Genomic DNA, 23,259 nt, shown 5'->3' on the forward strand with positions numbered 1-23,259 from the left:
GGAAGGGAAAGTGAGCCGGACGGGTCCGACCGGGCCCGTCCGGCTTCATCCGTCCCGCGCGCTCAGTTCTCGTACAGCGTCTCGATCTCGTCGGCGAAGTCCCGTGCGATCGCGGCCCGCTTGAGCTTGAGCGACGGCGTGATGTGTCCCGACTCCTCGGTGAAGGTCACCGGCAGGACGGCGAACCTCCGTATCGACTCCGCCCGCGAGACGAGGGAGTTGGCGTCGTCCACCGCTTCCTGCAGCGCGGCCAGCAGCCCCTTGTCGGCCACCAGCTCCTCCACCGGCACGTCGGTCAGGCCGTTCATCCGCTGCCAGTGCGCGAAGCCGTCCTCGTCGAGGGTGATCAGCGCGCTGATGTAGGGCCGGTCGTCGCCGAGGACCACGCACTGGTCGACCAGTGGATGGGCGCGCAGCCGGTCCTCCAGCGGGGCGGGCGCGACGTTCTTGCCGCCCGAGGTGACGATCAGCTCCTTCTTACGGCCGGTGATGGTCAGGTACCCGTCGCCGTCGAGTGCGCCGATGTCCCCGGTGGCGAACCACTCCCCCGCCCGGCCGTCCGGCGCCTGCCGCCCGGCGTCCCAGTACCCGGCGAAGACGTGCCCGCCGCGCAGCAGTACCTCGCCGTCGTCCGCGATGCGCACCCCGCCGCCGGGCAGCGGCCAGCCGACGGTGCCCGGCCGCGGGCGCAGCGGCGGGGTCATCGTGGCGGCGGCGGTGGTCTCGGTGAGGCCGTAGCCCTCGAAGACCTCGATGCCGGCGCCCGCGTAGAAGGCGGCGAGCCGGTGGCCGAGCGGGGAGCCGCCGCTGATGACGTAGCGGACCCGGCCGCCGAGGGCGGTGCGGATGCGGCGGTAGACCAGCGGGTCGTACAGGGCGCGGGCGGCGCGCAGCCGCGGCCCGGGGCCGGTCCCGGTGCCGTGCCGGAGCTCCGAGGTGGCCTCGCCGTGCCGGATGGCGACGCCCACCGCGCGGTCGAAGGAGTCGGCGCGACCCATGTGTTCGGCCGTGGCCCGGCCGGTGTTGTAGATCTTCTCCAGGACGTAGGGGATGGTCAGCAGGAACGTCGGCCGGAACCCGGCGAGCGCCGGGCGCAGTTCCTCGGCGCGCATGCCGGAGGAGTGGCCGAGCCGCACCCGTGCCCGTAGGCAGCCGACCGCGACCATGCGGCCGAAGACGTGCGACAGGGGCAGGAAGAGCAGGGTGGAGGCGGGCTCCTTGGTGGTGGCCCTGAAGACCGGGTGCAGCAGCTCGGTGGCGTTGTCGACCTCGGCGAAGAAGTTGGCGTGCGTCAGTACGCAGCCCTTGGGGCGACCGGTGGTGCCGGAGGTGTAGATGAGGGTGGCGATGTCGTCGGGGGTGCGGGCGGCGCGCGTCTCGTCCACGACCGCGTTCGGTAACGACCGTCCGGCGGCGACGAGTTCGCCGACCACGCCGCCGTCGAGGGACCACAGGTGGGCCAGGCCGGGCAGTGCCGCGTCCTCGACGGTCCGGGCCTGTTCGGCGGTCTCGACGACGCACGCGGTGGCGCCGGAGTCCTGGAGGATCCAGTGCACCTGGACGGGCGCGGAGGTGGGGTAGACGGGGACGGTGACCAGGCCCGCGGCCCAGGCCGCGAAGTCCAGCAGCGTCCATTCGTAGGAGGTGCGGGCCATGATGGCGAGCCGGTCGCCGGGCCGCAGGCCCCGGGCGATCAGGCCCTTGGCGACGGAGCGCACCTCGGCCGCGAAGCGGGCGGCGGTGACGTCGCGCCACAGGCCGTCGTCCTGCCTGCGGCTGATCACGACGTCGTCGGGGGCGGCGCCGGCGTTGTCGAAGGGCAGGTCGCCGAGCGAGCCCTGGGCGACGGGTGCGGCGAGCGGGGGGACCGAGGCCTCGCGGACGACTCCGGCGACGGCCGTCGTGCGGGGCGATACGAGTCGGGGGGCTGCGCTGGGCGGTACGGACACGTGCGGCTCCTGTTCCAGACCCACGTACGAGACCGGCAAGTAACCTTACTCAGCGGTAAATCTATGGCCGTAAATGTACGCCCGGGGGCGTACGCGGGACCAGACCGGGAACGGCGCCTCCACCGGAAGGCGGGCGCCGGCCCGCGGCACCGCGACGGGAGGGCTCAGGACATCGCGGCCGGCGTCCAGCGCCGTCCGTGCCTGAGGTTGTCCAGCCCCACCCACACCACGTCCATCAGCGTGCGGGCCGTCTCCTCCTCCGAGGGGGCGGCGCAGGCGTCGGTGTTGGCCCAGCCCGCGAGCGATTCGGCGGCGCCCACGAGCGCGTGCGCGAGGCCGGCCGCCTCGAGGGGCGCGGGCGGTACGGGGCGGTCGGCGGCCTCGGCCGTCTCGGTGATCAGCCGGGTGACCAGGGCCACCATCTCCTGCCGGAGCCCGGCCACCACCGGCGCGAACGGCTCGCCGTTGGTGCGGGCCTGGCAGGAGAGCACCGCCCAGCCGGCGGGATGGCGGGCGGTGTGCGCGAAGAAGGCCCGCAGCCCGCTCCACAGCCGCCGGTCGGCGGGCTCGTCCGGCTCGGACGCCGACCGCACGGCGGCCATCAGTGCCGCGGCCTCGCGCCGGATGCAGGCGCTGAAGAGGTCTTCCTTGGAGTTGAGGTAGAGGTAGACCAGCGGCTTGGACGCCCCGGCCAGCTCGGCGATCTCGTCCATGGAGGCCGCGTTGTACCCGCGCCGGGCGAAGACCTCCACCGCCGCGTCGAGCATCTGCCGCTCGCGCACCTCCCGGGGCATCCGCTTGGTCTTGCCGCCGGCCTTGCGGGTGGCCTTGGTCGGCACGGGCTCCACAGAATTCATGACAGTCACGACAAAAATCCCTCCCCCCCGTCACGTTACCGGCAGGTAATATCACGGGGAGGAGGGACGTCAAGGGTGGAGATCAAGCCGCCCGCGTCACGCTGCGACGGGCTCCGCCTTCGCCTGCGCCACCGGCTCGAGGTGCGAGCCGTCGGCCGTCTCGTACGCCTCGCGGTCCAGGATCTTCTCCCGGGCGGCGACGATCACGGGGATCACGGCCTGACCTGCGACGTTCGTGGCCGTCCTCATCATGTCCACGATCGGGTCGATGGCCAGCAGCAGGCCCACGCCCGCCATCGGCAGGCCCAGGGTGGACAGGGTCAGGGTCAGCATCACCGTGGCGCCGGTCAGGCCGGCCGTGGCGGCCGAGCCGATGACCGAGACGAAGGCGATCAGGACGTAGTCCTTGATCTCCAGCGGCACGTCGAAGACCTGCGCGACGAAGATCGCCGCGATGGCCGGGTAGATCGAGGCGCAGCCGTCCATCTTGGTCGTCGAGCCGAACGGCACCGCGAAGGAGGCGTACTCCTTCGGCACGCCCAGGCGCTCGGTGACCTTCTGCGTCAGCGGCATGGTGCCGACGGAGGAGCGGGAGACGAAGGCCAGCTGGATGGCGGGCCAGGCGCCCTTGAAGAAGCGCAGCGGGTTGACCTTGGCCACGGTGGCCAGCAGCAGCGGGTAGACGCCGAACAGGACGATGGCGCAGCCGACGTAGATGTCGGCGGTGAAGGTCGCGTACTTGCTGATCAGGCCCCAGCCGTAGGTGTAGACGGCCTTGCCGACCAGGCCCAGGCTGCCCAGCGGGGCGAGCCGGATGACCCACCACAGCACCTTCTGCAGCAGCTCGAGCACGGACTCGCTGAAGGCCAGCAGGGGCTGGGCCTTCTCGCCGATCTGCAGCACGGCGATGCCGGCGACGGCCGCCATGAAGACGATCTGCAGGACGTTGAGCTCGGTGAAGGGCGTGATGACGTCGGTGGGGACGATGCCGGTGAGGAAGTCGAGCCAGGAGCCCTTCTTCTTCGGGTCGCCGCCGTCGGCGGCGGTCAGGCCGGTGCCGGCGCCCGGGTCCGTGAGCAGGCCGATGGCGAGGCCGATGACGACCGCGATCAGCGACGTGATCATGAACCAGAGCAGGGTGCGGGTGGCCAGCCGGGCGGCGTTGGAGACGTTCCGCAGGTTGGTGATCGACACCAGGATGGCGAAGAACACCAGCGGGGCGACCACCACCATCAGCAGCTGGACGAAGATGCCGCCGATCTTGTCGAGGGTGGTCTGGAGCCAGGAGACGTCACCGCTCTTGGCGACCCAGCCCAGCAGGGCGCCCAGCACGAGGGCGAGCAGGATCTGGGCCCAGAACGGGACACTGAGGATGCGCGATATGCGCCCGCGCTGAGCGGACGCCGGGTTGGACGGGGGCGTCGACATGCCGAACACGGTAACACCGGTGCTTTGAGCAACCCAAAGAGAAACTTTGAGGCGCACGCAGCCGAAAACGCGCCGACGCCCTGTGGCGGAACGGCTGTTCCGCCACAGGGCGTCGGTAGGTATGTGAGGAGTCTTACACCCCTTGCCCGCGAATGAGGCGTTTTACCCCGCCCGGGACCCCGGAGTGCTCCGCGGCTCTACGCCCCGTCCTCCTGGCCGGCGTTCGCGTTGATCCGCGCCTTCGCCCGGTCCACGCGCTCCACGATCTGCTCGGACATGGCGTCGCGCTGCTTGCGCAGCAGGACCCAGCTCAGCGGCGCGGAGAGGACGAGCGCCAGCAGCACCATCCACGGCAGGTTCGAGTTGCCCACACCGAGCGGGATCAGCCGCGCCCAGCAGAGCCCGTAGACGACGGCGAAGCACACGATGAGCAGGCCCACTCGCGAGGCGGTGTAGCGGAGCGAGGCGTTCTTGTGGCTACTCACGGACGGGACCTTCTTCTCGATGACGACCGAAAGGTGCGGGTGCAGTCAAACACAGACCAGTGCAGTCAAACACAGCCAGTACAGCACGCCGCGGAGCGGATCCGAAGTGGATCTCAGACCCGCATCGGCTGCGGCGATTCGCGCAGCGAGGCGTCCGGGCCCGGGTACTCGCGGATGACCTCGTAGCGCGTGTTGCGCTCCACCGGCCGGAAGCCGGCCTCGCGGATGAGCTCCAGCAGGTCGTCACGGGTGAGCTTGTTGGGCGTGCCGTAGTTGTCGGCATCGTGGGTGATCTTGTACTCGACGACCGAGCCGTCCATGTCGTCCGCGCCGTGCTGCAGCGCGAGCTGGGCGGTCTGGACGCCGTGCATGACCCAGAACACCTTCACGTGCGGCACGTTGTCGAACAGCAGCCGCGAGACGGCGAAGGTCTTCAGCGCCTCGGCACCGGTGGCCATCGAGGTGCGCGACTGCAGCCGGTTGCGGATCTTGCCGTCCTTCATGTCCACGAAGTCGTGCTGGTAGCGCAGCGGGATGAAGACGTGGAAGCCGCCCGTCTCGTCCTGCAGCTCGCGCAGGCGCAGCACGTGGTCCACGCGGTGGCGCGGCTCCTCGATGTGCCCGTAGAGCATGGTGCAGGGGCCCTTGAGGCCCTTGGAGTGGGCGAGGCGGTGGATGCGCGACCAGTCCTCCCAGTGGGTGTCGTGGTCGACGATGTGCTGCCGCACCTCCCAGTCGAAGATCTCCGCGCCGCCGCCGGTCAGCGACTCCAGACCGGCGTCGATCAGCTCGTCGAGGATCTCGGAGGCCGGCAGCCCGGAGATCTTCTCGAAGTGCTGGATCTCGGTGGCGGTGAAGGCCTTCAGGGAGACGTTCGGCAGCGCCTCCTTCAGCGCCCGCAGGGAGCGCGGGTAGTAGCGCCAGGGCAGCGTGGGGTGCAGCCCGTTGACGATGTGCAGCTCGGTGAGGTGCTCGTTCTCCATCGCCTTGGCGAGGCGGACGGCCTCCTCGATGCGCATCGTGTACGCGTCCTTCTCGCCCGGCTTGCGCTGGAACGAGCAGTACGCGCACGACGCCGTGCACACATTGGTCATGTTGAGGTGGCGGTTGACGTTGAAGTGGACGACGTCACCGTTCTTGCGCGTGCGCACCTCGTTGGCCAGACCGCCCAGCCAGGCCAGGTCGTCGGACTCGTACAGGGCGATGCCGTCCTCGCGGGTGAGCCGCTCCCCCGCATGGACCTTCTCCTCCAGCTCGCGCTTGAGCCCCGCGTCCATGGATGCGCCCGCCTCTCTGTCATTTCCGCCGCTGCGTCAACCCCAACGAGCGTACTCCCCCGCCCTCAGGCGTCCTCGGGGAGCTCACCCACCCGGTTCTCCCACTTGGTGGAGAGCACGATGGTGGTCCGGGTGCGGCTGACGCCCTTGGTGCCGGACAGGCGGCGGATGGTGCGCTCGAGGCCGTCCACGTCGCCGACGCGCACCTTGAGCATGTACGAGTCGTCGCCGGCGATGAACCAGCAGTCCTCGATCTCCTCCAGGTCGCGCAGCCGCCGGGCGACGTCCTCGTGGTCGGCGGCGTCCGAGAGCTGGATGCCGATCAGGGCGGTGACGCCCAGGCCGAGCGACGCGGAGTTGACGGTCGCGCGGTAGCCCGTGATGACGCCGGCCGCCTCCAGGCGGTTGATCCGGTCCGTGACGCTCGGCCCGGACAGGCCGACCAGCCTGCCCAGCTCCGCGTACGAGGCCCGGCCGTTCTCCCGCAGGGCCTGGATGAGCTGCCTGTCCACCGCGTCCATTGCCTGGCACCTTTCAATAATCAGCGAACTCGCCGGTTTACGTGTAGAATCTAAGGCATACGAGGGTTCAGACCCCGTAAATCTTTCACCAGATCAGCGAATCGACGACGATCCTTCGATCCTCAGGAGTGAAGCAACCGTGTACTCGATCGAGATGGCCTACGCCCGCATGCGTGAGCTGCAGGACCTGGCCAACCGCTCGCGTGCCCACCAGTCCGCCACCCCCTCGCGCCGCACCGGCGCGAAGCTGCGCGCCCTGCGCACCAAGAAGCGCTAGGCCGAGAGGCGCTGGGCCAACAGGCGCTAGCCCGCCCGGCGGGAACCGCTCGCACCACCGAGTTCTCCTTCCCATCGGCGGTACAGCCGGTGCGGCACCCCTGCCGCGTCCAGCGCCCGCCCGGCGACGAAGTCCACCAGATCCTGGATGTGCGTCGCCCCCGCGTAGAACGCCGGCGAGGCGGGCAGCACCACGGCTCCCGCTTCGTCGAGCGCCACGAGCTGCTTGAGCGTCTGCCCGCTGAGGGGCGTCTCGCGCACCGCGACGATCAACGGTCGGCGCTCCTTGAGCGTCACGCTCGCCACGCGCTGCAGCAGGTCCTTCGACAGGCCCGTCGCCACTCCGGCCACACACGCCGTGCTCGCCGGGACGATGATCATCCCCTTGGCCGGGTACGAGCCCGAGGACGGTCCCGCGGCCAGATCGCCCGCCGCCCAGTACCGCACCCCGGACACGTCCGCCTCGAACGTCCCCGGCTTGCCGTCCGCGCCCAGCGCCAGCCAGGTGCGCAGGTCGTCCCGCCAGTGCGCGTCCCGGAACGAGATCCCGGTCTCGTCCAGCAGCGTCAGCCGCGAGGCCCGGCTGACGACCAGGTCCACGGCCTCCCCCGCGGCCAGCAGTGCACGCACCACGGCCGCGGCGTAGGGCGTACCGGACGCGCCGGAGACCCCTACCACCCAGGGCCGGCGCTGCGTTGTGAGTTCGTACCGCTCCACGCCCCGAGCCTATCCGCAGGCCGCAGGCTCGGCCGAAAAGTCCTTTGACATGCTTAATCTTCCTTGACTTAGTTAGGTTTTGCCCAGAGATCAGTCCATAGGGGGAGTCATCAACCACATCAAGCGCAAGGGTCTTGCCGCGTTCGGCTGCGTGGCCCTCGTGGCCGCCGTGTCCACCGCCTGCGATACGGCCGACAAGCTCGGGGCGGCCGCGAAGGTCGAGCGTGCCTTCGACAAGCTGGGCAAGCAGAAGTCCTACTCCGCCGAAATGGGCTTCGACGCGGACGCCGACAAGATCTACAACGCGTTGAAGGGCACCGACGACTTCGAGCGCGACGACGCCGACATCCTCGTCGGCATGAAGTACTCGTTCTCGGCCGGTTACGACAAGCCGCTCAAGGACGTCACCGACGAGGACAACAAGAACGCGAAGATCTCCTACAAGCTGGCCAAGAACGGCGGCAAGCCGCTCTTCGAGGCCCGCACGGCCGCCGGCACGTCCTACGCGCGCGGCGACCTGAAGGAAATCCTGTCGCTGGCCGAGAAGTCGGGCAAGGGCGGCGGGAGCGGCGAGCTGGGCGCCGGGAAGGCGGCCCTCGACGAGCTGATGAAGAAGACCGACCAGCTGCCCGCCTCCATGGGCGCCGTCAAGAGCGCCTTGAAGGGCGACTGGGTCTCCTTCGACAGCGCGGCCCTCGAGGAATTCGCCAAGTCCCAGGGCGGCAAGGACAAGTCCGGGGGGAATCCCTTCTCGCCCGACGGCAAGTCGCAGAAGCAGTTCCTCGACGCGGTGAAGAAGGCCCTCGGCGACAACGCGCACTTCAAGGACGCGGGCAGGAAGGACGGCGCGGACCATGTGAAGGTCACCCTGCCGGCCAAGAAGGTCGCCGCGGACATGCAGGAAAGCCTCAAGCCGCTCAAGGACAAGCTCGAGCCCTTCGGCAAGAAGGACGGCAAGTCCGCCGAGGACCGCCTGAAGAACGTCCCCGACAAGGACATCACCGTCGACGTGGCCGTCAAGGACGGCATGCTCGCCGGGCTGACCGTCGACGTCGCGCAGCTGGACACCGAGCTCAAGGGTGAACTGCCGCTCGTCATCACCGTCAAGGGCGGCGAGGCGGCCGAGGTCGAGGCGCCCACCGGCGCACAGGAGCTCAAGCCGCAGGACCTCTTGGGCGCGTTCATGGCCCTGGGCGGCGACCGCCTGGACGGCTCCGCCGGGAGCCGGGACCGCGGCAAGGACGCGGAGCGGAGCACGTTCGGCATCTAGGAGCACGACGCGAGAGGGCGGCCCACCGTTCGGTGGGCCGCCCTCTCGCGTTCGCTGGTGCCGGTTCAGGCCACGGCCAGGCCCCGCACCAGCAGGTCGAGCAGCGCGCAGACGAACAGCGCGATGCCGATGAAACCATTCACCGTGAAGAAGGCGCGGTTCAGGCGGGACAGGTCGCGCGGCTTGACGATCGAGTGCTCGTAGAGGAACGCGCCCGCGACCACCACCAGGCCGGCCCAGAAGAACACCCCCACGTGCGTCGCCAGCGCGTACCACACCAGCAGCCCCGTGGTGATCACATGGCACACGCGCGCGCCGTGCAGCGCGGCGGCGATGCCGAAGCGGGCCGGGGTGGACTTCACCCCGTGCGCCCGGTCCGCGGCCACGTCCTGGCAGGCGAAGATCAGGTCGAATCCGCCGATCCACACACCGACCGCCAGGCCCAGGACGACCGCGTCCCAGGACCACTGCCCCGTCACCGCCAGCCACGCGCCCACCGGGCCCATGGCCTGGGCCAGGCCCAGGATGGCGTGCGGGAAGTTGGTGAAGCGCTTGCCGTAGGGGTAGACCACCATCGGCACCACCGCGATGGGCGCCAGCGCCAGGCACAGCGGGTTGAGCAGGGCCGCGGCGCCCAGGAAGAAGACGACGGCGATCAGCGCGCCGGTCCACGCCGAGCGCACCGACACCGCGCCGGTGACCAGCTCGCGGGAGGCGGTGCGCGGGTTACGGGCGTCGATCTCCCGGTCGATGATGCGGTTGCAGGCCATCGCGAAGGTGCGCAGGCCCACCATGGCGACGGTGACGAGGAAGAGCTTCCACCAGTCGATGCGCTCGTTCGTCTCGAACATCGCCGTCAGCGCGGCGATGTAGGCGAAGGGCAGCGCGAAGACGGAGTGCTCGATCATCACCACGCGCAGGAAGCCGCGGGCGCGGCCCATCTGCGGGACGGCGGCGGCGGACGCGCTCACAGGCCGTACTCCGTCCAGCGGCGGTCGACCAGTGCGGCGGTCCGCGGATCCGACTCGACCATCCGCGGCCACCCGCCGTCGCGCGTGTAGCCCTCCTCGGGCCACTTCGCGGTGGCGTCGATGCCCGCCTTGCCGCCCCAGAACTGCTGGTAGGAGGCGTGGTCGAGGTGGTCGACGGGGCCCTCGACGACGGTGAGGTCGCGGGCGTAGTCGGTGTTGCCCAGGGCCCGCCAGGAGACCTCGTGCAGGTCGTGGACGTCGCAGTCGGAGTCCACCACGATGATCAGCTTGGTCAGCGACATCATGTGGGCGCCCCAGATGGCGTGCATCACCTTCTGGGCGTGCTTGGGGTACTTCTTGTCGATCGAGACGATCGCGCAGTTGTGGAAGCCGCCGGACTCCGGCAGGTGGTAGTCCACGATGTCGGGGACGATGACCTTCAGCAGCGGCAGGAAGAACCGCTCGGTGGCGCGGCCCAGCGGACCGTCCTCCGTCGGCGGGCGGCCGACGACGATCGACTGCAGCAGCGGGCGCCGCCGCATCGTCACGCAGTCGATCTTCAGCGCGGGGAACGGCTCCTGCGGCGTGTAGAAGCCGGTGTGGTCGCCGAAGGGCCCCTCGGGCAGCATCTCGCCGGGCTCCAGCCAGCCCTCGACGACAACCTCGGCGTTGGCCGGGACCTGCAGCGGCACGGTCTTGCAGTCGACCATCTCGATGCGCTTGCCCTGGATGAAACCGGCGAACAGGTACTCGTCGATGTCACCGGGCAGCGGCGCGGTGGAGGCGTAGGTGACCGCCGGCGGGCAGCCGAAGGCGATGGCGACCGGCAGCTTCTCACCGCGCTTGGCGGCCACCTGGTAGTGGTTGCGGCTGTCCTTGTGGATCTGCCAGTGCATGCCGATGGTGCGCTTGTCGTGGCGCTGGAGGCGGTACAGGCCCAGGTTGCGCACGCCGGTCTCGGGGTGCTTGGTGTGGGTCAGGCCCAGGTTGAAGAACGAGCCGCCGTCCTCGGGCCAGGTGAACAGCGCCGGCAGCTGCTCCAGGTCCACGTCGTCGCCGGTGAGGACGACCTCCTGGACCGGCGCGTCCTTGACCTTCCTCGGCGGCACATGGGCCATCGCGCCCAGCTTGCCGAACGCCTCGCGCATGCCGATGAAGCCCTGCGGCAGCTCCGGCTTGAGCAGCCCGCCGATCTTCTCGCTGATCTCCTCGTAGGACTTCAGGCCGAGCGCCTTCAGCAGCCGGCGGTCGGTACCGAAGACGTTCATGGCCAGCGGCATGGCCGCGCCCTTGACGTTCTCGAAGAGCAGCGCGGGACCGCCCGACTTGTTGACTCTGTCGACGATCTCCCCGATTTCCAGGTACGGGTCGACTTCTGCCTTGACGCGCTTGAGATCGCCATCGCGCTCCAGTGCCCGCAGGAAGGAGCGAAGATCGTCGTAAGCCATGCGTTCCAGTATCGAGCACGCACTACCCTGGAGCGGTCACGGGGGCCGCCGAGCGGCCCGTACCACCGCTTTCCAGGGGCCGCCACCATGCTCAGGTATCTGCCGTTTCTGCTGATCCTGGCGTTGTGGATCTATGCCTTCATCGACTGTCTGAACACCCCGGAGAACGAGGTGCGCGGTCTGCCGAAGCTGGCGTGGGTGTTCATCATCCTGCTGTTCGGCGAGGTGCTGGTGGGCCCGGTGGCCTGGCTGGTCGCCGGCCGCCCCAAGGCCGCGGCCCGCGCGGCCGGGGAGCGGCGCTGGGTGGCGCCGGACGACAACCCGGAGTTCCTGCGCTCGCTGAAGAAGGACGACCCGGACGACGGCAAGGACGCGGGCCCCCAGCGCTAGCCCTGCCCGCGCTCGTAGCGCTCGCGCAGCTGCCGCCACCGCTGCATCGTCCACTGCGACCAGTCGGCGGGATTCCCGCCGAGTGCCTGCAGCAGGTATTCGAAGTGGTGGTGCCAGCCCGCCAGGCAGTCCAGGCGCACGTCCTCGGGCCCGGCCAGTTCGTTGGTGAAGTGCAGCAGCGTCCCGCCGACACCCAGCGGGCCGGGCTCCAGCTCGAAGCGGATACGGCCGTGCACGTCCACGGTGTACTCCACCAGCCGCGGCGGATCCCACGCGGTCACCTGCCCGGGAGCGACGGTCGCCTTGCCCTCGGCGTCGGTGTTCAGCCAGCGCAGCGTGATCGCGCCGCCCTCGCGCTGCTCGAACGGCTCGGCGGCGGCCAGCCAGGTGGGCAGGCCCTCGGGCGTGGCGACGGCGGCCCACACCTCGTCGACGGGGTACGGGATCGACAGCTCGTAGCGCAGGGTGTGCGTGTCGCCGTGCGTCTCGGACGCGCCGTAGGGGGAGGGGATCTCCATACGTCCACGTCTAACACGGTCGGTCGCGACGCGCGCGTCAGTCACGGGGCCAGGATGTCGTGTCGACGACGATCTCCGGGAACGGAAGGGTGAACTTGCTCGTGAAGGTGTACGTCGTCTCGTCGGTGTACTCACCGTCACGGGGGGCGTGGAATACGTGCACGAGCCCGGTCTTGGGATCCGCGATCAGGTACGTGGGCACCTCGGCAACAGCGTAGGTCTTCAGCTTCGACCCGAAGTCGTCCCGCCGGCTGCTCCGGGAGACGACCTCCGCGACCAGCTCCAGATCTTGGTAACGGTAGAGGCCCTTTTCCGTCTTCTTGGCGCCCTCCCTGACGAGTGCCACGTCGGGAGCGAAGCCGTTGAGGCAGCCGGGAAAGTCGACACGTACGTCCCAGAGGATGCCGGGATAGTCCATGCCTCTCGCGTCCTCGAGGGCACGGGTGAACAACCGGATGATCATGGAATGCACATCGCGCTGCGGATTCAGGACGATCTCCCCCTCGATGATTTCCGCCCGGTACCCCGCGGGCACGTTCATGGCATCGATGAGGGCGAACATCTCATCGAGCTTCGCCGAGTCCTCCACGGTCGCCATCCGGCACCTCCCCAGTCCGTTCCGAGTCTAAGAATCCACCCCGCACTCCGCTCGCACAAAGGCCCGCTTCCCCCGAACGAGGGAGCGGGCCTTCGTAAGTGCGCGCTACGCCGCGGTCGTCACACCCCCGCGTAGGAGTGCTTGCCGCTCAGCAGGATGTTCACGCCGTAGTAGTTGAACAGGTAGCAGGCGAAGGCCAGCAGGGCCAGGTAGGCGGCCTTGCGGCCCTTCCAGCCGGCCGTGGCGCGGGCGTGCAGGTAGCAGGCGTAGGCGACCCAGGTGATGAACGACCAGACCTCCTTGGGGTCCCAGCCCCAGTAGCGGCCCCAGGCGGCCTCGGCCCAGATCGCGCCCGCGATGATCGTGAACGTCCACAGCGGGAAGACGGTCGCGTTGATGCGGTAGGCGAACTTGTCGAGCGTGGCGGCCGACGGCAGGCGCGAGAGGACGTTGTCCCAGGCGCCGCCCGTGCGGCCCTCCGCCAGGCGCACCTCGTGGCCGTCACGGAAGAGGTAGAAGAGGCTGGAAGTGGCACCCACCCACAGTGCCGCGCCCGAGATGATGGCGCAGGAGACGTGGATCCACAGCCAGTAGGAGTGCAGGGCGGGCACCAGCTGGTCGCTGTCGGTGTAGAGCACCGAGACGGCCAGGCCCAGGTCGAGCAGAATCGACGTGGTCAGCGGCAGGCCCAGCCAGCGCACGTTCTTCTTCGCGACGAGCAGGCCCAGGTAGACGCCGACGGCGGCCATGGCGAAGGTCGTGGAGAACTCGTACATGTTGCCCCACGGCGCCCGCTGCACGGACAGCGCGCGGCTGAGGACGCCGCCCACGTGCAGGGCGAAGGCCAGCACCGTCAGGGAGACGGCGATGCGCCCGTACAGGTCGCCCTTCTCGCTGCCGCCGGCCGCGCCGGGGCCGTCGGGGACGTCCCGGCTGCCGGGGGCGGCGCGGGTGACGACCTGGGGCCGTTCCAGGACGGCCGTGCCGCCGCCCTCCTTCTTCACGTTCACCGTCACGGCGGGCCTGGCCTCGGCGGTGATCGCGGCGGCGGTGCGGCCGACGGCGCTGCGGCTGCCGAAGACCCACTCGGCGATGTGTGCGAGGAAGGCGAGGGTATAGACAGCCATGGCCGAGTAGATCAGCACGTTGCTGATCTGGGCCAGGTTCTCGTTGGTTGCGGCGGCGAGGATCACGCGCGCGCTCCTTCGGACGTTGCGGCGGGGGCTGCGGGGTCTTCGGTGAGGCCTTCTGCCGGCTCACCGCCCGGCTCGTCGGACGGCTCGTCGCCGGCCACCGGCGGGGCGTCGGGCTGCAGGTCGGCCGCCAGGGCGGCGAGCTCCTCGGGCAGCCGGGCGGACTCGCTGCGGCCGAGGCCGGCCAGCTCCACGACCGTACGCCCGTCCGCGCCCCGGACCGCCCGCACCCACACCCGGCGGCGCTGGATGAACAGCGACCCGGCCAGGCCGACGAGCGCGGCGACGGCACCGGCCAGCGCGGCCTCGTTGCCCGGCTTCTGCGAGACCTGGAAGGTGGCCCACTCCTTGATGGCGTCGAAGTGCAGCGTGCCCGCGCCGTCCGGCAGCGTCATGGTGTCGCCGACCTTGAGCGCCTGGGCGAAGGCCTTGCCGTCCTTCGTCCTGAACTGCTTCATCTTGCGCGTGTCGAGCTGGTAGATGCTCTGCGGCACGCCCGAGTCGATACCGAGGCTGCCGCGGTAGGCGGTCAGCACCAGGCGGGGATTGTCCAGGGCCGGGAACTGGCTGAGCATGGTGCCGGTGCGCAGGTCCAGCGTCGGCACGAAGTTGCCCTGGAAGCCCAGGTCGTCCTTGTTGCCGTCCTTGTCGCGGTAGTCGCCCACCTTGAGCACCGAGGTCTCGGTGACGTTGCTGTCCAGCGGCAGCGAGGGCACCGGGCCGCGGAAGGCGATGTCGCCCTTGCCGTCGCGGACGGTCACGATCGGCGCGTAGCCGTGCCCGATCAGGTAGACCTTCGAGCGGGACGTCTGCAGCGGCTCGTTGACCTTGATGGTGGCCTTGCGGCGCGGCCCGTCCGGCTCGTCCCGGTAGGTGATGTGCGCGGCGTAGTCGCGCGGCGTGCCCTTCTGCGGGCCGCTGCGCTCGTACGTCCCCGAGAAGCTGTCGAGGTCGAACTCGAACGGATCGAGGTCGTCCGCGCTGAACAGCGAGCCGGCCTTGAAGTCGTCGTACTGGGTGAGCGTGTTGGCGAACCCGTCGCCCTCGACGACGAGCTTGCCGCCCTCGGACTTCCACAGCTGCCCGGAGGCGAACGCCACCAGCATCACGATCAGGGACACGTGGAAGAGCAGGTTGCCCGCCTCGCGCAGGTAGCCCTTCTCGCCGCCGACCGCGTCCCCGGACGCCTCCGTGCGGAAGCGGCGCCGCTTGAGCAGCTTCGCCGCCGCGGCCAGCACCTGCTCGGGCTCCGCCTCGGTGCGCCAGGTGGCGTGGGCGGGCATCCGGGTCAGCCGGCGCGGCGCCGCCGGCGGCCGGCCGCGCAGCTGGCCCACGAACTGCCAGGTGCGCGGGACGATGCAGCCGATCAGGGAGACGAACAGCAGGATGTAGATCGCGGAGAACCACACCGAGCTGTAGACGTGGAAGAGCCCGAGCTTGTCGTAGATCGGCGCGAGCGTCTCGTGCTCCTTCTGCCACTGCTCGGCCTTGAGCTGGTCCACACCGGTCTGCGGCACCAGCGAACCGGGGATCGTGGCGAGCGAGAGCAGGAACAGCAGCAGCAGCGCCACCCGCATGGAGGTCAGCTGCCGCCACAGCCAGCGCGTCCAGCCCACGGCCTCCCGGCCCGACCAGGCCAGCCACCCCAGCGCACCGGGGGCGCGCACGCCGCCGAACGAGCCGGGCATCGCCTGCCCGCCCTCCTCGGCGGGGGCGGTGGACATCCGCGCGCCCGCCGCGCCGGCGTCGGACTCCTCCGGCGCGGGAGCGGAAGCGCTGCTATCGGTCTTGGCCATCGATCAGATCCCAGGGGTGAAGTTGCTCGACCACGTCTGCAGGTCCGCGACCATGCTGTCCCACAAACCTGTGACGAGGAGCAGGCCGACCGCGACGAGCATCCCGCCACCGGCCCGCATGACCCACGCGTAGTGCCGCTTGACCCAGCCGAACGCGCCCAGCGCCCGCCGGAACGCCACGGCCGCCAGCACGAACGGCAGGCCCAGGCCCACGCAGTAGGCGACGGTCAGCAGCGCGCCACGGCCCGCACCGGCCTGCGTGGAGGACAGGGAGAGCACGGCGGCCAGCGTCGGCCCGATGCACGGCGTCCAGCCCAGCCCGAAGAGCACGCCGAGCATCGGCGCGCCCACCAGGCCCATGGTCGGCCGGGTGTGGAAGCGGAACTCGCGCTGGCCGAAAAGGTTGAAGACGCCCATGAAGCCCAGGCCCAGCAGGATCGTCACGCCACCCAGCACCACGGAGATCGTCCGCTTGTGCTCCAGCATCGTCTCGCCGAAGTAGCCGAACAGGGCACCGAAGGAGACGAAGACGGCGGTGAAGCCGAGGACGAACAGGGAGGCGCCCAGCGCCATCCGGCCCTTCCTGGCCTGTGCCATGTCGGCGCCGCTGACACCGGTGACGTAGGAGAGGTAGCCGGGCACCAGCGGCAGCACGCACGGCGAGAAGAACGACACCAGGCCGCCCAGCAGCGCCACGGGCAGCGCCAGGAGCAGGGCCCCGGTCATGACGGTCTGGTTGAGGTCCCCCGCTGCGGCCAGCGTGATCGTGGCGGTCACCGGGTCACTTCTCCGCGACCAGCGGGTCGAGCGTCTTGCGCAGCTCTTCCTCGGTCAGTGCCTTCAGCGCCCGCGCGGCGATCTTCCCGTCCCGGTCGATGAAGATCGTCGAGGGGATGGCCTGCGGGTTGAGGCTGCCCTTGGGGAAGCGCAGCAGCAGCTTGCCGGAGGAGTCGTACAGGCTCGGGTACGGAACCTCGAACTCCTTCTCGAACTTCAGGGCCGGGGCGGGGTCGGGGTCACGGGTGTCGAGCCCGACGAACTGCACGCCCTTGTCCTTGTAGTCGTTCGCGACCTTGACGAGGTTGGGCGCCTCCGCGCGGCAGGGCGAGCACCAGGAGCCCCAGACGTTCAGCACGACGACCTTGCCCTTGTAGTCGGCGAGGTCGAGCTTCTTGTCGTCCAGCGTCCGGCCGGACAGCTCGGGGGCGTCCTGCCGGCCGGCACGGTCCTTGACCACGCTCACACCGCCGGTGCCCTGCACGAACTGGGTCTGCCCGCCGCTGCCGGACGTCTTGCCGGAGCCGCAGGCACTGAGCGTCAGCGCCGCCACGACGGCGACGGTGGCGGCCGGCAGGGTGGTACGACGGCGGGAAAGTGGGCGTCGAAGGGCGCGGCAGGCACTCATGTGAAAAGTTTCGCATGGGCGGTTTGGGGATCTTCCGCACCCCCCTGGGTCCGCCGCGCCCCCTACGCCACGCCTGCCGCGCGGGGGGCCCGTCTCCGTGACAGGTCCCCGTCACACACTCCCGTCAGTCGCCCCGGGCACTCCATTTCTCACCGACGTCGAGCCGGCGCAGCTTCTTCAGGACGGCGGGGCTCTGCACGTCGAGCCAGTCGACGAATTGCCGGAAGGACACGATCCGCACATCGCGCCGCTTGTCGTCGGCCATGTACTTGAACGCCTCCTCCACGGCATCCATGTAAATCCCCCCGTTCCATTCCTCGAAGTGGTTCCCGACAAAAAACGGAGCCCTGTTCGTCTCGTACGCCCGGTTGAACCCCGCGATGTACGACTCGGTGGCCTGCCGGCGCCAGCCCGCGTTTGTACGAGGCTCCGCGCGTGGTGTTCTTCGACTGGTTGGCGAGGATGTTGTAGTCCATCGAGAGGACCTCGAAAGAGTGACCCGGGAAGGGCATCTGCTGCAGCGGAAGGTCCCACAGCCCGTGTTTCTTCTCGGGCCACACCTGCAGACCACCGGAAGAACTCGCGTCGTAGCGCCAGCCGAGTTTCGCCGCCGTCGGCAGCAGATTGTCCTGGCCGAGCAGGCACGGAGTGCGGGCGCCGACGAGTTCCTTGCGGTAGTCGAAGGGCAGCGGGTCCAGGTCGGTGAATCCGGTGTTCGTCCGCCACCGGGTGACGAAGGAAACCGCCTGGTCGATCTCCGATTCCCATTCCGCGGGCGTCCAGTGGGCGACCGAGCCGCGCCCGGAGCAGAAATGCCCGTTGAAATGCGTGCCGATCTCGTGCCCCTGCAGCCAGGCCTCGCGCAGGTTCTGCAGCGTGGACCTGATGTGCCCGTCGGTCAGGTAGCCGATGTCGGACGCGCCGACGGGATTGTTCGGCGGGTCGTAGAGCTCCTTCTTCGACTCGGGCAGGAGGTAGATGCCGGAGAGGAAGAACGTCATCCGCGCGTCGTGGTCCCGGGCCAGCTTCAGGAAGCGCGGGAAGAGGCCGTTGCCGACCTCGCCCGCCCCGTCCCAGGAGAAGATCACGAACTGCGGGGGCTTCTGGCCCGGCTCCAGCGGCACCGGCCGGGGCGGCTGGTACGGCTGCCGGCCCACGTCGGCCGTGGAGCCGTCACCGATGGGCCTGACCCTGGCGGCCGGCTTGGCGGCGGGATCCGCGGGCCCGCGGCCGGGCCCGGCGGCGGAACCGGACCCGGAGTCGGACGAGCAGCCGGCGACAGAACCCAGCGCGGCGGCCGCTCCCACCCCCATTCCGAGGAGACCCCGTCGGCTGATGTCGCGCATGTCGTCTCCGTCCCTGCTCAATGCGCCCCGATACCATATGTCGTCCATATAAATGGACATTGGGTATGAGGGCGCGTCGAACTACGACGGTTGCGCTCTTTCACCTGCCTTTAGGGTTCTTCACGGCCTTTTCGGATGCCCGACGCCCGACCGCACGCCGGGGCGCGCACGCCCACCGAGGACGCGCACGCCGACCCGGGACGAGCACGCCCACCCCGGACGCGCACGCCCACCAGGACGTGGACGCCGCTGCCCTACGCCCCGAACGCCTTCGCGCCGCCCTTGACCGGCTTCGCACCGGCCAGCAGATGCGCCGGCACCAGATCACGCGCCGGCTCGCTGTAACCCACCGAAACGATCCTGTCCCCCCGATAGGTGAACGTCGTCAGGCTCGCCAGCGTGCACTGCCGCCTGCGCGGGTCATGCCACAACCGGCGCTTCTCCACAAAACTCCGCACGATCCAGATCGGCAGCTGATGACTGACCAGCACCGCCTCATGACCACGCGCCGCGTCCTTCGCCGCATCCAGCGCGCCCATCATCCGCACGACCTGCTCGACATACGGCTCGCCCCACGACGGACGGAACGGATTCGTCAGATGCCGCCAGTTCGCCGGCTTGCGCAGCGCACCGTCACCCACCCCGAACGTCTTCCCCTCGAAGACATTCGCCGCCTCGATCAACCGCTCGTCCGTCGCCAGATCCAGACCATGCGTCTTCGCGACCGGCGCCGCCGTCTCCTGCGCACGCTCCAGCGGCGACGCGACCACGTACGTCACATCCCGATCCGCCAGATGCTCCGCCACCCGGTCCGCCATCCGCCGGCCCAGATCCGACAGGTGATAACCCGACCGCCGCCCGTACAGCACGCCGTCCGGGTTGTGCACCTCGCCGTGGCGCATCAGATGGACGACGGTGATGTCGTCCCGCTTGTTCTCCGCGCTCACTTACTTCCCCTCCTCGGTCGCCTCGGCCGCCGCGCGCGCCGCAGCCGGCAGCGCCGCCGCGATCCGCTCCACAGCCACCGCGTCATGCGCCGTCGAGACGAACCACGACTCGAACGCCGACGGCGGCAGGTACACACCCTGCGACAGCATCGAGTGGAAGAAGGCGTTGAAACGGAACGCCTCCTGCGCCCTGGCGTCGTCGTAGTTCCGCACCTCACGCCCGGTGAAGAACACCGAGAACATGTTGCTCGCCGTCTGCAGACGGTGGGCCACGCCCTGCTTGGTCAGCGCCTCGCTCACCAGCGAACCGATCTCGGCCGCCACCGCGTCCACCCGCTCGTACGCCGCGTCGTCCAGCAGCCGCAGCTGCGCCAGACCAGCCGCCGTGGCCACCGGATTACCCGACAGCGTCCCCGCCTGGTACACCGGACCCGCCGGAGCCAGGTGCGCCATCACATCGGCACGCCCGCCGAACGCCGCCGCCGGGAAACCACCGCCCATGACCTTGCCGAACGTCATCAGGTCCGGCTCGACCCCGTCGACGCCGTACCAGCCCGCCCGGCTGGTACGGAAGCCGGTCATCACCTCGTCGGAGATGAACAGCGCGCCGTTCTTGGCGCAGGCGTCCCGCAGCCCCTCGTTGAACCCCGGCAACGGCGGAACCACACCCATGTTCCCCGGCGACGCCTCCGTGATCACACAGGCGATCTCACCCGGATGGGCGTGGAACGCCGCGTGCACCGCCTCCAGATCGTTGTACGGCAGCACGATCGTGTCCCCGGCCTGCGCACCCGTGACACCCGGCGTGTCCGGCAGCCCGAACGTCGCCAGCCCCGAGCCCGCCGCAGCCAGCAGCGCGTCCACATGGCCGTGATAGCAGCCCGCGAACTTGATCACCTTGGCCCGGCCCGTGAAACCCCGCGCCAGCCGGATCGCCGACATCGTCGCCTCGGTGCCCGAGGAGACCAGACGCACCTGCTCCACCGGCTCGATCCGGTCGACGATCTCCTCCGCCAGCGCCACCTCACCCTCGCCCGGCGTACCGAACGACGTGCCGCGCGCGACCGCCTCCTGCACCGCGGCGATCACCTCAGGATGGGAATGGCCGAGAATCATCGGCCCCCACGAACACACAAGGTCCACATATTCCCGGCCATCCGCATCCGTCAGGTACGGACCGGTGCCGGAAACCATGAACCGGGGCGTACCGCCCACGGCACGGAAAGCGCGCACCGGAGAGTTCACGCCACCGGGCGTCACGACCGCCGCACGGTCGAAGAGCGTCTGCGAGACTGGGGCACTGTATGGGTAGCTCACGCTAGCCATGGTCTCAGAGCGCTCCGCGGAGTCGCGTCCGGGCGTTTCGCACGCCTCCCACGGGGGAGGTCTCTGAGACGATGATCTGGTTGCGCGGCGGGGGCTGTGCTGCGTAAAAAAGCGGTCGGGTGGAGATATGCATCGCGGTGGCGGACTGGGCGAGGGCACCGATGACCTGGGGCCCGAGCGAGCCCAGCGCGGACGACACCGCCGCGCCGAAGACCACCGCGAGCACAACGAGCACAGCACGGGAAGCAGGAGTGGCCGAGTGGGGGTGACCTACAAATACTTCGGGGCACCCAACGGCGCCACCGCCGCCCGCGTCCCCATCTCCATGCGCCCCGAAGAGCTCGGCGGCGACGAACTGGGCATGGGCGGCATGTTCACCAAGATCAAACCCGAAACCGTCGCCGCCATGGTCCTCACCGGAATCGAAGGCATACCCCTGCACAAGGTTCCCCCCCTCGAACTGGTGGTTCTCCACCCCGACTACGCCGTCGTCAAACTCCCCATGACCGTCGTCGACCCCCTGCGCGGCATTGGCGAGGAATCGGTGGGCGCGGCCGCCTTCATCTGGTCCACCGTCCCCGACCGCGGCGGCCCCCGCGACGCCTTCTCCGTCTACCGCCTCCTGCACGAATGGCAGGACTTCTCCCACCGCCTCCACGAAGCCGGACACCAGCCCTACTGCCTCGTCTGGCCCTGACCACCACCCCGGCCCCACCCCATGCTCATCGCCCGCTCCACCACCCTCTTCGTCCTCGCCGCCCTCCTCGAGATCGGCGGCGCCTGGCTCGTCTGGCAAGGCGTACGGGAGAACCGCGGCTGGGCCTGGATCGGCGCCGGCATCCTCGCCCTCGGCGCCTACGGCTTCGTCGCCACCCTCCAACCGGACGCACATTTCGGCCGAATCCTCGCCGCCTACGGCGGCGTCTTCGTCGCCGGCTCCCTCGCCTGGGGCATGGCCGCCGACGGCTACCGCCCCGACCGCTACGACATCACCGGCGCACTCATCTGCCTCGCCGGCGTAGCAGTGATCATGTACGCGCCCCGAGGCCGCTGACGCCTGCAGACCACCAGGCCTATGCCACCGCCAGGCCTCGGCCACCACCGGCCCATGCCACCCCCGGGCCCGCCACCCCCGGCCTATGCTGCGCACAGACCACGCCAGCCACAGGAGGCCCACCATGAGCACCCGCACCGCAGTCATCACCGGCGCGAGCAGCGGCATCGGCGCCGCCACCGCCCGACAGCTCGCCGCCGCCGGCTACCGCGTCGTGCTCACCGCCCGCCGCGAGGACCGCATCAACGCCCTCGCCGAAGAACTCACCGCAGCCGGCCACCAGGCCACCCCCCACGTCCTCGACGTCACCGACCGCACCGCCGTCGACACCTTCGCCGCCGGCCTCGACCGCGTCGACCTCCTCGTCAACAACGCCGGCGGCGCCATCGGCACCGAAACCGTCGCCACCGCCGACCCCGCCGACTGGCGCACCATGTACGAGGTCAACGTCCTCGGCACCCTCAACACCACCCAGGCCCTCCTCCCCGCCCTCACCGCCGCCGAAGGCACCGTCATCGTCCTCTCCTCCACCGCCGGCCTCGCCACCTACGAAGGCGGCGGCGGCTACGTCGCCGCCAAGCACGGCGCCCACGTCATCGCCGAAACCCTGCGCCTGGAACTGTGCGGCCAGCCCGTACGCGTCATCGAGATCGCCCCCGGCATGGTCCGCACCGACGAATTCGCCCTCACCCGCTTCCGCGGCGACAAGGACAAGGCCGACGCCGTCTACGCGGGCGTCGCCGACCCCCTCACCGCCGACGACGTCGCCGACACCATCACCTGGGCCGCCACCCGCCCGCCCCACGTGAACATCGACCTCCTCGTCGTCCGCCCCCGCGCCCAGGCCTCGAACTACAAGGTGCACCGCAAGGTCTGACCCCGACTGCGACCACGGTCCCGGGCCCCGCGACCGATGCGGAAACGATCACTCGCGCGCTAGCGTCGTAGGCACAGCCGCCCCACCCGGGCGGCCCGCACGGAAACACGGAAACAAGGGGGAACCCATGCGCGTCATCGCCTTCGACCACCTCGTCCTCAACGTCACCGACGTCGAACGCTCCCTGGCCTTCTACACCGGCCCCCTCGGCCTGGAGCCGGTCCGCGTGGACGAATGGCGCGCGGGCAAGGCCCCCTTCCCCTCCGTACGCGTCACCCCCGACACGATCATCGACCTGGTGGCCCGCGAGCGCGGCGAGTCCAACGTCGACCACATCTGCCTGGTCGTCGACCCCCTGGACTGGCAGGACGTCATCGACGCCGGCACCTTCACCGTCGTCGACGGCCCCGGCCCCCGCTACGGCGCCCGCGGCAACGCCGAGTCGATCTACGTCCTCGACCCGGACGGCAACACGGTCGAGCTGCGCTGGTACCCGCAGGACCGGGACGCCTGAACGGAAGCAGCGCGTACAGATACCGGTGCGCTCGCGAGTTCGAGTGACGCCCTGCTGTTCCGAATAACGGAGCGAACGGGTCCTCGGACGATCGAG

At 69.8% G+C, this 23,259-nt stretch carries 24 protein-coding genes and 1 pseudogene; 7 read left to right on the forward strand and 18 right to left on the reverse strand.

The window, feature by feature from the left end:
- Window positions 1-62 precede the first annotated feature (62 nt).
- The 6 genes from ACIG36_RS19130 to ACIG36_RS19155 all read right to left on the reverse strand — a co-directional run bounded on the left by ACIG36_RS19130 (window position 63) and on the right by ACIG36_RS19155 (window position 6,517).
- Window positions 63-1,949 (reverse strand): AMP-dependent synthetase/ligase, encoded by a 1,887-nt coding sequence (locus ACIG36_RS19130; RefSeq protein WP_399928805.1) that lies wholly within the window; start codon window positions 1,947-1,949, stop codon window positions 63-65.
- Window positions 1,950-2,113: 164 nt separating this feature from the next.
- Window positions 2,114-2,743: a TetR/AcrR family transcriptional regulator gene (locus tag ACIG36_RS19135; RefSeq protein ID WP_399928969.1), complete on the reverse strand. Its 630-nt coding sequence runs from the start codon at window positions 2,741-2,743 to the stop codon at window positions 2,114-2,116.
- 159 nt (window positions 2,744-2,902) lie between these two features.
- Complete coding sequence (locus tag ACIG36_RS19140; protein ID WP_399928808.1) at window positions 2,903-4,234, reverse strand: dicarboxylate/amino acid:cation symporter; 1,332 nt, start codon at window positions 4,232-4,234, stop codon at window positions 2,903-2,905.
- Between the two features lie 197 nt (window positions 4,235-4,431).
- Window positions 4,432-4,719: a DUF4229 domain-containing protein gene (locus ACIG36_RS19145; protein ID WP_399928811.1), complete on the reverse strand. Its 288-nt coding sequence runs from the start codon at window positions 4,717-4,719 to the stop codon at window positions 4,432-4,434.
- Between the two features lie 113 nt (window positions 4,720-4,832).
- Window positions 4,833-5,996, reverse strand: a complete 1,164-nt coding sequence (mqnE, locus tag ACIG36_RS19150; RefSeq protein ID WP_399928813.1) for an aminofutalosine synthase MqnE — start codon at window positions 5,994-5,996, stop codon at window positions 4,833-4,835.
- Window positions 5,997-6,061: 65 nt separating this feature from the next.
- Window positions 6,062-6,517 (reverse strand): Lrp/AsnC family transcriptional regulator, encoded by a 456-nt coding sequence (locus ACIG36_RS19155; protein WP_071965543.1) that lies wholly within the window; start codon window positions 6,515-6,517, stop codon window positions 6,062-6,064.
- 139 nt (window positions 6,518-6,656) lie between these two features.
- On the opposite strand from ACIG36_RS19155, the gene ACIG36_RS19160 reads away from it, so the two are divergent.
- Window positions 6,657-6,794, forward strand: coding sequence for a hypothetical protein (locus tag ACIG36_RS19160; RefSeq protein WP_399928816.1), 138 nt, complete (start codon window positions 6,657-6,659; stop codon window positions 6,792-6,794).
- A 26-nt stretch (window positions 6,795-6,820) separates the two neighbouring features.
- Here ACIG36_RS19160 and ACIG36_RS19165 read toward each other — a convergent pair whose 3' ends face one another.
- On the reverse strand, window positions 6,821-7,510 hold the full coding sequence (locus ACIG36_RS19165) for a UbiX family flavin prenyltransferase (RefSeq protein ID WP_399928819.1): 690 nt from the start codon (window positions 7,508-7,510) through the stop codon (window positions 6,821-6,823).
- A gap of 79 nt (window positions 7,511-7,589) precedes the next feature.
- Between ACIG36_RS19165 and ACIG36_RS19170 the strand changes: the two genes are divergently transcribed.
- The gene (locus ACIG36_RS19170; protein ID WP_399928822.1) at window positions 7,590-8,780 is read left to right on the forward strand and encodes a hypothetical protein; all 1,191 of its coding nucleotides are present in this window, start codon (window positions 7,590-7,592) and stop codon (window positions 8,778-8,780) included.
- Window positions 8,781-8,845: 65 nt separating this feature from the next.
- Here the strand turns inward: ACIG36_RS19170 and mqnP are convergent, their stop codons facing one another.
- Both mqnP and ACIG36_RS19180 read right to left on the reverse strand, forming a co-directional pair.
- Complete coding sequence (mqnP, locus tag ACIG36_RS19175) at window positions 8,846-9,751, reverse strand: menaquinone biosynthesis prenyltransferase MqnP (RefSeq protein ID WP_399928825.1); 906 nt, start codon at window positions 9,749-9,751, stop codon at window positions 8,846-8,848.
- On the reverse strand, window positions 9,748-11,199 hold the full coding sequence (locus ACIG36_RS19180; protein ID WP_399928828.1) for a menaquinone biosynthesis decarboxylase: 1,452 nt from the start codon (window positions 11,197-11,199) through the stop codon (window positions 9,748-9,750). Before ACIG36_RS19180 ends, mqnP begins: the two co-directional genes overlap by 4 nt.
- A gap of 87 nt (window positions 11,200-11,286) precedes the next feature.
- Here ACIG36_RS19180 and ACIG36_RS19185 point away from each other — a divergent pair, with 87 nt between their 5' ends.
- A complete protein-coding gene (locus ACIG36_RS19185; RefSeq protein ID WP_399928831.1) occupies window positions 11,287-11,589 on the forward strand; it encodes a PLD nuclease N-terminal domain-containing protein in 303 nt (100 codons plus the stop codon).
- On the opposite strand, the gene ACIG36_RS19190 is transcribed toward ACIG36_RS19185, so the two are convergent.
- The 9 genes and pseudogenes from ACIG36_RS19190 to hemL form a co-directional block, all read right to left on the reverse strand.
- Window positions 11,586-12,107, reverse strand: a complete 522-nt coding sequence (locus tag ACIG36_RS19190; protein ID WP_399928834.1) for an SRPBCC domain-containing protein — start codon at window positions 12,105-12,107, stop codon at window positions 11,586-11,588. The two genes, ACIG36_RS19185 and ACIG36_RS19190, sit on opposite strands and share 4 nt — an antisense overlap.
- Window positions 12,108-12,144: 37 nt before the next feature.
- The gene (locus ACIG36_RS19195; RefSeq protein ID WP_399928837.1) at window positions 12,145-12,705 is read right to left on the reverse strand and encodes a Uma2 family endonuclease; all 561 of its coding nucleotides are present in this window, start codon (window positions 12,703-12,705) and stop codon (window positions 12,145-12,147) included.
- A 119-nt stretch (window positions 12,706-12,824) separates the two neighbouring features.
- On the reverse strand, window positions 12,825-13,898 hold the full coding sequence (ccsB, locus tag ACIG36_RS19200; protein WP_399928840.1) for a c-type cytochrome biogenesis protein CcsB: 1,074 nt from the start codon (window positions 13,896-13,898) through the stop codon (window positions 12,825-12,827).
- Window positions 13,895-15,694: a cytochrome c biogenesis protein ResB gene (locus ACIG36_RS19205; RefSeq protein ID WP_399928842.1), complete on the reverse strand. Its 1,800-nt coding sequence runs from the start codon at window positions 15,692-15,694 to the stop codon at window positions 13,895-13,897. The genes ccsB and ACIG36_RS19205 overlap by 4 nt, the downstream gene beginning before the upstream one ends.
- A gap of 3 nt (window positions 15,695-15,697) precedes the next feature.
- Window positions 15,698-16,471, reverse strand: a complete 774-nt coding sequence (locus ACIG36_RS19210) for a cytochrome c biogenesis CcdA family protein (RefSeq protein ID WP_399928845.1) — start codon at window positions 16,469-16,471, stop codon at window positions 15,698-15,700.
- Window positions 16,472-16,475: 4 nt separating this feature from the next.
- Window positions 16,476-17,099 carry a TlpA family protein disulfide reductase gene (locus ACIG36_RS19215; RefSeq protein WP_399928848.1) on the reverse strand — a complete coding sequence of 208 codons (624 nt, stop codon included), beginning with the start codon at window positions 17,097-17,099 and terminating at the stop codon, window positions 16,476-16,478.
- Between the two features lie 124 nt (window positions 17,100-17,223).
- Window positions 17,224-18,445: pseudogene (locus ACIG36_RS19220) on the reverse strand (hypothetical protein).
- A gap of 254 nt (window positions 18,446-18,699) precedes the next feature.
- On the reverse strand, window positions 18,700-19,347 hold the full coding sequence (locus ACIG36_RS19225) for a histidine phosphatase family protein (protein ID WP_399928971.1): 648 nt from the start codon (window positions 19,345-19,347) through the stop codon (window positions 18,700-18,702).
- A gap of 45 nt (window positions 19,348-19,392) precedes the next feature.
- Complete coding sequence (hemL, locus tag ACIG36_RS19230) at window positions 19,393-20,718, reverse strand: glutamate-1-semialdehyde 2,1-aminomutase (RefSeq protein WP_399928850.1); 1,326 nt, start codon at window positions 20,716-20,718, stop codon at window positions 19,393-19,395.
- A 127-nt stretch (window positions 20,719-20,845) separates the two neighbouring features.
- Here hemL and ACIG36_RS19235 point away from each other — a divergent pair, with 127 nt between their 5' ends.
- The 4 genes from ACIG36_RS19235 (at window position 20,846) to ACIG36_RS19250 (ending at window position 23,163) form a co-directional block, all read left to right on the forward strand.
- Window positions 20,846-21,415 (forward strand): hypothetical protein, encoded by a 570-nt coding sequence (locus tag ACIG36_RS19235; protein ID WP_399928853.1) that lies wholly within the window; start codon window positions 20,846-20,848, stop codon window positions 21,413-21,415.
- 21 nt (window positions 21,416-21,436) lie between these two features.
- Window positions 21,437-21,772 (forward strand): YnfA family protein, encoded by a 336-nt coding sequence (locus ACIG36_RS19240; protein ID WP_399928855.1) that lies wholly within the window; start codon window positions 21,437-21,439, stop codon window positions 21,770-21,772.
- 124 nt (window positions 21,773-21,896) lie between these two features.
- Window positions 21,897-22,649 carry an SDR family NAD(P)-dependent oxidoreductase gene (locus ACIG36_RS19245; protein ID WP_399928856.1) on the forward strand — a complete coding sequence of 251 codons (753 nt, stop codon included), beginning with the start codon at window positions 21,897-21,899 and terminating at the stop codon, window positions 22,647-22,649.
- A 127-nt stretch (window positions 22,650-22,776) separates the two neighbouring features.
- Window positions 22,777-23,163 carry a VOC family protein gene (locus tag ACIG36_RS19250; protein WP_399928858.1) on the forward strand — a complete coding sequence of 129 codons (387 nt, stop codon included), beginning with the start codon at window positions 22,777-22,779 and terminating at the stop codon, window positions 23,161-23,163.
- Window positions 23,164-23,259: the final 96 nt, after the last annotated feature.

The sequence above is a fragment of the Streptomyces sp. NPDC053048 genome, assembly GCF_044547045.1.
Classification (GTDB): domain Bacteria; phylum Actinomycetota; class Actinomycetes; order Streptomycetales; family Streptomycetaceae; genus Streptomyces.